Raw genomic sequence first — 10,001 nt, 5'->3', positions numbered from 1 at the left:
GCCGGCGTCACCGGCCGCGCGCGCGGGCGCACGGCCGCTGCCGGCCTGACGCCGGCAGTTCAAGGCGTGCGCGGACTCAGGCACCCTTGTCCAGATAGCGCTCGGCGTCCAGCGCGGCCATGCAGCCGAAGCCGGCCGAGGTGATCGCCTGGCGGTAGTGCTGGTCGGCGACGTCGCCGGCGGCGAACACGCCCGGCACCGAGGTCTCGGTGGCGGCGCCGCCGAGGCCGGAGCGGATCTCCAGGTAGCCGTTGTGCATCGCCAGTTGGCCGTCGAACAGCTGGGTGTTCGGGTGATGGCCGATGGCGACGAAGAAGCCGTGCGCCTCCAGGTCGCGGGTGCTGCCGTCCTGCACCGACTTGACCCGCACGCCGATGACGCCGGCCTCGTTGCCCAGCACCTCGTCCACCTGGTGGTGCCAGACGGTCTCGATCTTGCCGGCGGCGACCTTGGCAAACAGCTTGTCCTGCATGATCTTTTCCGCGCGCAGGGTGTCGCGGCGGTGCACCAGATAGACCTTGCGGGCGATGTTGGAGAGATACAGCGCCTCTTCCACGGCGGTATTGCCGCCGCCGACCACGACCACGTCCTGGTCCTTGTAGAAGAAGCCGTCGCAGGTGGCGCAGGCGGACACGCCGCGACCCTTGAACGCCTCTTCCGAGGGAATGCCCAGGTACTTGGCGGTGGCGCCGGTGGCGATGATCAACGCATCGCAGGTGTAGTCGCCACTGTCGCCGCTGAGCCGGAACGGGCGCTGCGACAGGTCGGCGGTGTGGATGTGGTCGAAGATCACCTCGGTCTCGAAGCGCTCGGCATGCGCCTGCATGCGCGCCATCAGGTCCGGGCCCATCAGGCCGTGCGGGTCGCCGGGCCAGTTGTCGACCTCGGTGGTGGTCATCAGCTGGCCGCCCTGCTGCAGGCCGGTGATCACCACCGGCTTGAGGTTGGCGCGCGCGGCGTAGACCGCGGCGGTCCAGCCGGCCGGGCCGGAACCCAGGATCAGCAGGCGGGAATGCTTGGCGGAATTGGTGGCAGAGGGGCTCATGTATACTCGCGAACAGGGTGAAATGGCGGCGGAAACGCGGCATTGCGCGGGTTCCGGCGAAGGCGCATAGAGTGGCGGCCGGCCTGGAACGAATCAAGCCGCGTGGCGGAAACGCTGCGGCCCGCGGCGACAGACTTCGGGTTTCGCGTGTCGTTGCCCGCCTCGATCGGGCGCTGCCAGCATCGGCCTGCGCAAGTCCGGACGATTCAGGTACCGCCTGCTGAAATGCAAGGGCGATTCGTTTATTATCAATCACTAACGATGCATTTCTAAGGTCTGGTCATAGCGTGGCGAAGCAGGTTCCGGAACGCGGCAAATCCCAGGGCGCCAATGCGGCGGCACGCAAGCAGGGCGCCGCGCCCAACCCACGCCGGCAGAAGCTGTGGCGCGATCTGGCGCTGATCGCGATCGCGCCGCTGCTGCTGTACCTGCTGGCCAGCCTGGCCACGTACTCGGCGACCGATCCGGGCTGGTCGCATACCGGCAGCGTGGTCGCGCCGGTGCACAACATGGGCGGCAAGTTCGGCGCCTGGATCGCCGACGTGCTGCTGCAGCTGTTCGGCTACGTGGCCTTCCTGCTGCCGGTGGTGATCGGCGCGATCTCCTGGATCGCGCTGTTCGGCATGGACCAGGACGGCGATGGCGAGGCCGACCTCGGCCCGGCGCTGCGCCTGGTCGGCATCGTCGGCTTCCTGATCGCCGCCACCGGGCTGCTGCACCTGCGCCTGTTCGCCGGCGACGTGGCCGGGGCCGGCGGCATTCTCGGCAAGCTGGTCGGCAATTCGCTGGGCGCCGGCTTCGGCGCGCTCGGCGCCAACCTGTTCGTGCTGGTGCTGTTGCTGGTGTCGGTGACCCTGGCCACCGGGCTGTCCTGGTTCGCGGTGATGGAGCGCATCGGCAAGGCGGTGATGACCCTGCCGGCGCTGGCCCGGCGCGGCACCCAGCAGGCCAACGAATGGCAGCAGACCCGCGCCATGCGCGAGGAACGCGAGGAAGTGCGCAAGGTCGACGCGGTGCAGCGCGCCAAGCGCGAGCCGGTCAAGATCGAGCCGCCGCCGGCGCCGGTGGTGGAGAAGAGCGAGCGGGCCAAGCGCGAGCAGCAGATCCCGCTGTTCCACGGCACCGGCAGCGACCCGTCCGGGGTGCCGCCGCTGGCCCTGCTGGACGACCCCAAGCCGCAGGCCAAGGGCTATTCCGAGGAGACACTGGAAACCCTGTCGCGGCAGATCGAGTTCAAGCTCAAGGATTTCCGCATCGAGGCGCAGGTGGTCGGCGCCTATCCGGGTCCGGTCATCACCCGCTTCGAGATCGAACCGGCGCCGGGCATCAAGGTCAGCCAGATCAGCTCGCTGGACAAGGACATCGCCCGCGGCCTGTCGGTGAAGTCGGTGCGCGTGGTCGACGTGATCCCGGGCAAGTCGGTGATCGGCCTGGAGATCCCCAACGTCAGCCGCGAGATGATCTATCTCAGCGAGCTGCTGCGCTCCAAGGAATACGACAAGTCGGCCAGCCCGCTGACCCTGGCGCTGGGCAAGGACATCGCCGGGCGCCCGACCGTGGCCGACCTGGCGCGCATGCCGCACCTGCTGGTCGCCGGCACCACCGGCTCGGGCAAGTCGGTGGCGGTCAACGCCATGGTGCTGAGCCTGCTGTACAAGGCCTCGGCCAAGGACCTGCGGATGCTGATGATCGACCCGAAGATGCTCGAACTGAGCGTCTACCAGGGCATCCCGCATCTGCTGGCGCCGGTGGTCACCGACATGAAGGAGGCCGCCAACGGCCTGCGCTGGTGCGTGGCGGAGATGGAGCGCCGCTACAAGTTGATGAGCGCGGTCGGCGTGCGCAACCTGGCCGGCTTCAACAAGAAGGTCAAGGACGCGCAGGACGCCGGGCAGCCGCTGATGGACCCGCTGTTCAAGCCCAATCCGGACCTGGCCGAGGCGCCGCGGCCGCTGGACACGCTGCCGTTCATCGTCATCTTCATCGACGAATTCGCCGACATGATGATGATCGTCGGCAAGAAGGTCGAAGAGCTGATCGCGCGCCTGGCGCAGAAGGCCCGTGCCGCCGGCATCCACCTGATCCTGGCCACCCAGCGCCCGTCGGTGGACGTGATCACCGGCCTGATCAAGGCCAATATCCCGACCCGCATCGCCTTCCAGGTCAGCTCCAAGATCGACTCGCGCACCATCCTCGATCAGTCCGGCGCCGAGACCCTGCTGGGCCATGGCGACATGCTGTACCTGCCGCCGGGCACGGCGATGCCGGACCGCGTGCACGGCGCCTTCGTCAGCGACGAGGAAGTGCACCGGGTGGTCGAGCACCTCAAGGCCAGCGGCCCGGCCGACTACATCGAGGGCGTGCTGGACGAAGTGCAGACCATGGGCGATGGTACCGTGATCGGCGCCACCGGCCTGCCGGAAGCCGGCGGCGGTGGCGGCGACGAATCCGACCCGCTGTACGACGAGGCCCTGCGCATCGTCACCGAGACCCGCCGCGCCTCGATCTCCGGCGTGCAGCGGCGGCTGAAGATCGGCTACAACCGCGCCGCGCGGCTGATCGAGGCGATGGAAGCCGCCGGCGTGGTCAGCCCGCCCGAACACAACGGCGACCGCAGCGTGCTGGCGCCGCCGCCGCCGAAGTGAGGCGCACCGCGCCGTCCGCTGGCTGTGGCCGGCGTCTGCCTGGCCTGGAGCCTGCGCGCACCGCGCGCTGGCTGTTCGGCGCGGCGCTGCTGGCGATGTCCGGACTCGCCGGCGCGCAACCGGCGCCGGCCGCGCATTCCAATGCCGACCAGACCGCGGGTGTGGCGACTGCCCCCGTGGTCAGCAACAACTACAGCTACGTGCGCTACCGCGCCGACTACGAGGTGCGCGAGGACGCCACCAGCGTCGAGACCGACGAGTACGAGCTGCTGCTCAAGACCAAGGCCGGCGTCGACCAGTTCAGCCAGGTGCGGCTGGGCTACAGCGAGAAGCTGGAGACGCTGGAGGTGCTGGCCGCCTACACGCTGACTCCGGACGGGCTGCGTCACGACGTGCCGGCCGACAAGATCTATACCCAGGAGAGCTATTCCAGCGCGACGGCGGCGATGTACGCCGACCGCAAGGTCAAGGTGGTGGTGTTCCCCAACCTGATGCCCGGCGCGCGCCTGGTGTACCGAGTGCGGCGCACCCAGAACGTGCCGTACTTCCCGGGCTATTTCAGCCTGTGGGAGACCTTCAGCGTGTTCTCCCAGTACGACGACGCCACGGTGACCCTGGTGGCGCCGCGGCGCCTGCAGATGCACCTGTATACGCGCGGCGTGCAGGGCAGCGATACGCCGACGATCGACGGCGAACAGGCCCGCTGGGAGTGGCGCTACAGCCGCCGCGAGCCGATGAAGAGCCAGAACTGGTCGGCGGCCACCTGGGAGTTCAGCCCGACCATCATGGCCAGCAGCTTCCGCCGCTGGTCGCAGATGGCCCAGGCCTACCAGCACAGCAGCGCCGCCGCCGCACAGGTCACGCCCAAGGTGCGCGCCCGCGCCGAGCAGATCACCGCCGGCATCGTCGATCGCCGCGCGCAGGCCGCGGCGCTGTACGAGTGGGTGGCGCGCAACATCCGCTACGTGGCGGTGTACCTGGGCAACGGCGGGCTGCAGCCGAACAGCGCCGACAGCATCCTCGACAACCACTACGGCGACTGCAAGGATCACACCGTGGTGCTGGAAGCGCTGCTGGCGGCCAAGGGCATCGCCAGTACGCCGGTGCTGATCGGCGCGCAGGGCGGGCCGACCCTGCCGGAGGTGCCGGTGCTGGGCCGCTTCAACCACGCCATCACCTATCTGCCCGAGTTCAAGCTGTACGTGGATTCGACCAGCCCATACGCGCGTTTCGGCCAGTTGCCTGCCGGCGATCTGGGCGCGCCGGTGCTGCACACGGCCGACGGCACCGTGGCGCGCACGCCGCCGGACGACGCCAAGCGCAACCGCTACCTGGCCGAGACCGACTACCGCTTCGACGCCGACGGCGGCGTCAGCGGCATCACCCGGCTGGATAGCGGCGACGTCGGCGAGGTCGGCCTGCGCACGATGTTCGTGCAGCTCAACGCGCAGAACCGCACCCGCATCGAGGAATCGATCGTCGCCGCGTCCGGCTTCGACGGCAGCGGCGAGTTGCTGCTGCAGGGCACGCCGCAGGACCTGAGCCGGCCGTTCGGCTACGCCTACCGCTTCCAGGCCCACGACTACGTCGACTTCGGCGTGGTCGGCGGCATGAGCCTGCCGTTGATGCCCGGCGCCGATTCGGTGCGCGGGGTCTACAGCACCGCCTCGGCCGAGCGCAACCTGACCCCGTTCTATTGCAACGACAACGCGCGCAGCGAAACCTACCGGCTCACCTTCCCGGACAGCGTGCCGATCATCGCGATTCCGGCCGACACGCATTTCCGCAACGCCGCCGGCGAGTACGCCGCGACCTGGGTGCGCGACGGGCAAACCGTGACCGCCACGCATACGCTGCACCGCCGCGCGATCCACGGCCCGGCGGCACTGTGCCAGCCGCAGGACTACGCCGCCTTCCGCGAGCTGTACCAGCAGGTGCGGCGCGGCTTCCGCGGCCAGATCCTGTACGGCGACCTCAGCCGGATGCAGACCGGGCCGTAGACCTGGCGCGGCCGGCCATCCTCTGATCGCCTATTCAGGCGCGGCGCGTCACACTTCCCACACTCCATCCGGAAACCCATCCGCATGCTTCGCACACTCCGCTACACCGTCCTCGCCACCGCGCTGCTGGCCGGCTCCGCCTTCGCCGGCGCCCGCGAGGACCTCACCGCCTTCACCCGCGGGCTGAAGGGCCTGGACGGCCAGTTCGCGCAGAAGGTCTACGACGGCAAGGGCACGCTGAAGGAAAGCTCCAGCGGCCGCGTCGCGCTGTCGGCGCCGCGCCTGTTCCGCTGGGAGTACCGCAAGCCCTATACCCAGCTGATCGTCGCCGACGGCAGCAAGGTCTGGGTCTACGACCCGGACCTGAAGCAGGCCACGGTGCGCGCGCAGGGCAGCGAGGAACAGAACAGCCCGCTGACCGCGCTGATCGATCCGGGCCGGCTCGACCGCCAGTACGACGTCAGCGAGGAGGCCGTGGCCCGCGACGGGCTGCAGTGGCTGACCATGACCCCGAAGGTGGACACCGAGGCCAGCTTCCAGATGGCCAAGCTCGGCTTCGACCGCAACGGCCTGGCGCGCATGGAAGTGGTCGATCCGGTCGGCCAGCGCACCGACATCAGCTTCAGCGACTGGAAGCGCAATCCGGCCTTCGCCACCGGCACCTTCCGCTACGTCCCGGACAAGGACGTGGACGTGGTCGGCGACCGCTGAGCCGGCGGCCGCCGCGCGCCGGGTCGGTGCGCGGCGGGTGTTCCGCTCAGTTGGGGCAGGTCTGCACTTCGATACTGACGTGGCCCAGCGTGGCCACGCCCTGCAGGCGTGCGTGGTAGAACTCCGCCGGCCGCGGCTTGTGCGTCACCAGCGACACGATCGCCGCGTGCTGGCCGGGGCCGACCCGCCACACGTGCAGGTCGGCGATGCGCTCGTCGTCCTGCTGCAGGCGGTCGCGGATCTGCGCCTGCAGCGCCGCCGGCGCCGAGGCGTCGAGCAGCACCGCGCCGGTGTCGCGCAGCAGCGCCAGCGACCAGCGGGCGATGACGATGGCGCCGACGATGCCCATCAACGCATCGGTCCAGGTCCAGCCCAGGTACTTGGCCAGCAACAGGGCGACGATCGCCATCACCGAGGTCAGCGCGTCGGCCAGCACGTGCATGTAGGCCGAGCGCAGGTTGTGATCGGCGTGCGCGTGGCGGTCGTGGCTGTGCGCGGGCGCGGCATGGGCGTGCGCGTGACCGTGGTGATCGTGAGGGCGGTGATGGTCGTGACCGTGCGCATGATCGTGGTCGTCATGCCGGTGCGCGGCGTGGGCATGGCCGTGATCGTGGTCGTGATGATCGCCGTGTCCGTGTCCATGATCGTGATGGTGGTCGGCGCCCAGCATCCAGGCGCTGAGCAGGTTCACCAGCAGGCCCAGCGCCGCGATCCACAGCGCCTCGTCGTAGGCGATATGGACCGGCTGCGCCAGGCGCAGTGCCGACTCCACGCCGATGCCCAGGGCGATCAGCGCCAGGATGAGCGCGCTGGAGAAGCCCGCCAGGTCGCCGACCTTGCCGGTGCCGAAGCTGAAGCGCGGGTTGTGCCGGTGCCGGCGCGCGAACCAGTAGGCGAAGCCGGCCAGCGACAGCGCGCCGGCATGGGTGGCCATGTGCAGGCCATCGGCCAGCAGCGCCATCGAGCCGGTCCACCAGCCAGCGACGATCTCCACGAGCATCATCGCGGCGGTCAGCGCCACCACCGACCAGGTGCGGCGTGCATTGCGCTCGTGGCGGGTGCCGAGGAAGTCGTGCTGATGGGTAAAGGCGTCCAGGGTGTCGTGGTGGCTCATGGCGGGGTCGGCCGGGCAGGGAGGCGCCGCGATTCTAGCGCTGGCGTCGGTGCCACGCAGGATTGCGGCAAGGCGTCCACGGGCCGCGGCGATAGAATGGGCAGATGGCCAAACGCAGACCCTTCGCTTCCGATACCCCCGACCTGTTGAGCGTCGACCGCGAGGCCATGCGCCCGCTGGCCGAGCGCATGCGCCCGCGCACGCTCGACGAGATGGTCGGGCAGAAGCGCCTGCTGGCGCCGACCAGTGCGCTGCGCCGCGCGGTCGCGTCCGGCCGGGTGCATTCGATGATCCTGTGGGGGCCGCCGGGCTGCGGCAAGACCACCCTGGCGCTGCTGCTGGCGCAGTACGCCGAGGCCGAGTTCAAGGCGATCTCGGCGGTGCTGTCCGGCCTGCCGGAGGTGCGGCTGGTGCTGGCCGAGGCCGCGCAGCGTTTCGCCGATGGCCGCCGCACCGTGCTGTTCGTCGACGAGGTGCATCGCTTCAACAAGGCGCAGCAGGACGCGTTCCTGCCGCATATCGAACGCGGCACCATCCTGTTCGTCGGCGCCACCACCGAGAATCCCTCGTTCGAGCTGAATTCGGCGCTGCTGTCGCGCTGCCGCGTGCACGTGCTGGAGGCGGTGTCGCCGCAGGACATCGCCGAGGCGCTGCAGCGGGCGCTGCACGATCCCGAACGCGGGCTCGGCGCCGAGCCGTTGCGGGTGTCCGATGCGGCGCTGCTGGAGATCGCCGGCGCCGCCGACGGCGACGTGCGGCGCGCGCTGACCCTGTTGGAAATCGCCGCCGAACTGGCCCAGGACGAGGGCGGCGAGATCACCGCGCAGACCCTGCAGCAGGTGCTGGCCGACCGCACCCGCCGCTTCGACAAGGGCGGCGAGCAGTTCTACGACCAGATCTCGGCGTTGCACAAGTCGGTGCGCAGCTCCAATCCGGACGCGGCGCTGTATTGGCTCACGCGCATGCTCGATGGCGGCTGCGACCCGTCCTACCTGGCACGGCGGCTGACCCGCATGGCGATCGAGGACATCGGCCTGGCCGATCCGCGCGCGCAGTCGATGGCGCTGGAAGCCTGGGATATCTACGAGCGCCTGGGCAGCCCCGAAGGCGAACTGGCCTTCGCGCAACTGGTGCTGTACCTGGCCAGCACCGCCAAGTCCAACGCCGGCTACGCCGCGTTCAACCAGGCCAAGGCCGAGGTGCGCGAGACCGGCACCCAGGAGGTGCCGCTGCATCTGCGCAACGCGCCGACCAAGCTGATGAAGACCCTGGGTTACGGTGCGGATTACCAGTACGACCACGATGCCGAAGGCGGCATCGCCCTGGACCAGACCGGCTTTCCCGATGCGATGGGCGAGCGCGTGTACTACCGGCCGGTGGAGCGCGGCCTGGAGATCAAGCTCAAGGACAAGCTCGACCGCCTGCGCGCCGCGCGCGAGCAGGCGCGGGCTGACAAGGCCGGGCGATCGGCGTCATAATCGGCGTACAGGAGATGGCATTCCTCCTCGAACCGCCCGCAGCATTGCGCGCTGATGATGCCTGCCCAACCCCCGCCGGGGTGGCAGGCGTGTGCCCCGGCATCGTCCTTGTGGAGAATCCGATGCCCGTTCCTTCTCGTTTTTGTGCTGCCGCTCCCGCGTTCGTCTCGCGGAGGCGCGCATGAACCTGACCCTGTGGTGGCAGCAATTGCTGCTGGCGATGGCCGGCGGTGCGGTCGGCTCCGGTCTGCGTTTCGCGGTGGGCAGTGCGTTGCTGCAGCGCTACGGCGCCGGCTTCCCGTGGGGCACGCTGGCGGTGAACCTGGCCGGCGCCTTCGTCGGCGGTTTCCTGCTGGTGTGGATCGAGGGCCGCGGCGCCAGCGCACCGTACTGGCGGGCGCTGCTGATCGTCGGCCTGGTCGGCGGGCTGACCACGTTCTCCTCGCTGATGATGGAAAGCATGGTGTTCGTGCGTAACGGCCGCCTCGGCATGGTGCCGCTGTACCTGGCGATCACCCTGGCGGCGGGGCTGGTGCTGGTGTTCGCCGGCGCGCGCACCGCGGCCGAACTGCGGGCACCGACGGTGACCGCCGACCGCTGAACAGCCGGGCGCGCGCTTATCCCAACAACGCGGCGCCCACGCCCAGCGGCGGCGCCAGCAACGCCAACGGCACGATCAGCCGCGGCCGGTACGGCAGCAGGCCCAGGGTCAGCAGCGCCGCGCTGGCGCTGAGCGAGCCCACCCACAGCACCGGGCCGATGCCCCAGCCCCGCGCGGCCACGCAGCAGGCGAACGCCGCGCCCAGCAGCAGCCAGCCGGCGGCCTGCAGTTGCCGCATCCGCGGCGCGGCGGCGCGGCGTGCGCCGTACAGGTCGAGCTGGTGCTTCTCCATGCCCAGGCACAGCGCGACGAAGCCGGAGAAGGCCAGGCACAGGCCGAGGACGGTCATGCGGCCTCCGTGGCCAGGACCGGCTTGCCGGATCCGCCGCGGTCGCGGGTGCGGCGTT

The 10,001-nt window shown here is 69.9% G+C and carries 8 protein-coding genes and 1 riboswitch; of the genes, 5 read left to right on the top strand and 3 right to left on the bottom strand.

The window, feature by feature from the left end; genetic code table 11:
• Nucleotides 1–76: 76 nt before the first annotated feature.
• On the bottom strand, nt 77–1,045 hold the full coding sequence (gene trxB / locus D183_RS0114030; protein WP_017909557.1) for a thioredoxin-disulfide reductase: 969 nt from the start codon (nt 1,043–1,045) through the stop codon (nt 77–79).
• Nucleotides 1,046–1,332: 287 nt separating this feature from the next.
• On the opposite strand from trxB, the gene D183_RS0114025 reads away from it, so the two are divergent.
• The 3 genes from D183_RS0114025 (at nt 1,333) to lolA (ending at nt 6,401) form a co-directional block, all read left to right on the top strand.
• Nucleotides 1,333–3,690: a DNA translocase FtsK gene (locus D183_RS0114025; RefSeq protein ID WP_017909556.1), complete on the top strand. Its 2,358-nt coding sequence runs from the start codon at nt 1,333–1,335 to the stop codon at nt 3,688–3,690.
• Nucleotides 3,691–3,785: 95 nt separating this feature from the next.
• Complete coding sequence (locus tag D183_RS0114020; protein ID WP_441365996.1) at nt 3,786–5,690, top strand: DUF3857 domain-containing transglutaminase family protein; 1,905 nt, start codon at nt 3,786–3,788, stop codon at nt 5,688–5,690.
• Nucleotides 5,691–5,774: 84 nt separating this feature from the next.
• Entirely contained in the window at nt 5,775–6,401 is a 627-nt protein-coding gene (lolA, locus tag D183_RS0114015; protein WP_017909554.1) for an outer membrane lipoprotein chaperone LolA, read from the top strand.
• Between the two features lie 46 nt (nt 6,402–6,447).
• Here the strand turns inward: lolA and dmeF are convergent, their stop codons facing one another.
• Entirely contained in the window at nt 6,448–7,515 is a 1,068-nt protein-coding gene (gene dmeF / locus D183_RS0114010) for a CDF family Co(II)/Ni(II) efflux transporter DmeF (RefSeq protein ID WP_017909553.1), read from the bottom strand.
• A gap of 104 nt (nt 7,516–7,619) precedes the next feature.
• Between dmeF and D183_RS0114005 the strand changes: the two genes are divergently transcribed.
• Together D183_RS0114005 and crcB are read left to right on the top strand one after the other, a co-directional pair.
• On the top strand, nt 7,620–8,993 hold the full coding sequence (locus D183_RS0114005; protein WP_026144471.1) for a replication-associated recombination protein A: 1,374 nt from the start codon (nt 7,620–7,622) through the stop codon (nt 8,991–8,993).
• Between the two features lies 1 nt (nt 8,994).
• Nucleotides 8,995–9,064: riboswitch (Fluoride riboswitch) on the top strand.
• 110 nt (nt 9,065–9,174) lie between these two features.
• Nucleotides 9,175–9,594 (top strand): fluoride efflux transporter CrcB, encoded by a 420-nt coding sequence (crcB, locus tag D183_RS0114000; RefSeq protein WP_017909551.1) that lies wholly within the window; start codon nt 9,175–9,177, stop codon nt 9,592–9,594.
• Between the two features lie 16 nt (nt 9,595–9,610).
• Here the strand turns inward: crcB and D183_RS0113995 are convergent, their stop codons facing one another.
• Nucleotides 9,611–9,943 carry a DUF3325 domain-containing protein gene (locus D183_RS0113995; RefSeq protein ID WP_017909550.1) on the bottom strand — a complete coding sequence of 111 codons (333 nt, stop codon included), beginning with the start codon at nt 9,941–9,943 and terminating at the stop codon, nt 9,611–9,613.
• Nucleotides 9,944–10,001 lie beyond the last annotated feature (58 nt).

The sequence above is a fragment of the Xanthomonas sp. SHU 199 genome, assembly GCF_000364665.1.
In the GTDB taxonomy this organism is placed as follows: domain Bacteria; phylum Pseudomonadota; class Gammaproteobacteria; order Xanthomonadales; family Xanthomonadaceae; genus Xanthomonas_A; species Xanthomonas_A sontii.
This window is presented reverse-complemented; position numbering and strand designations above follow the sequence as displayed.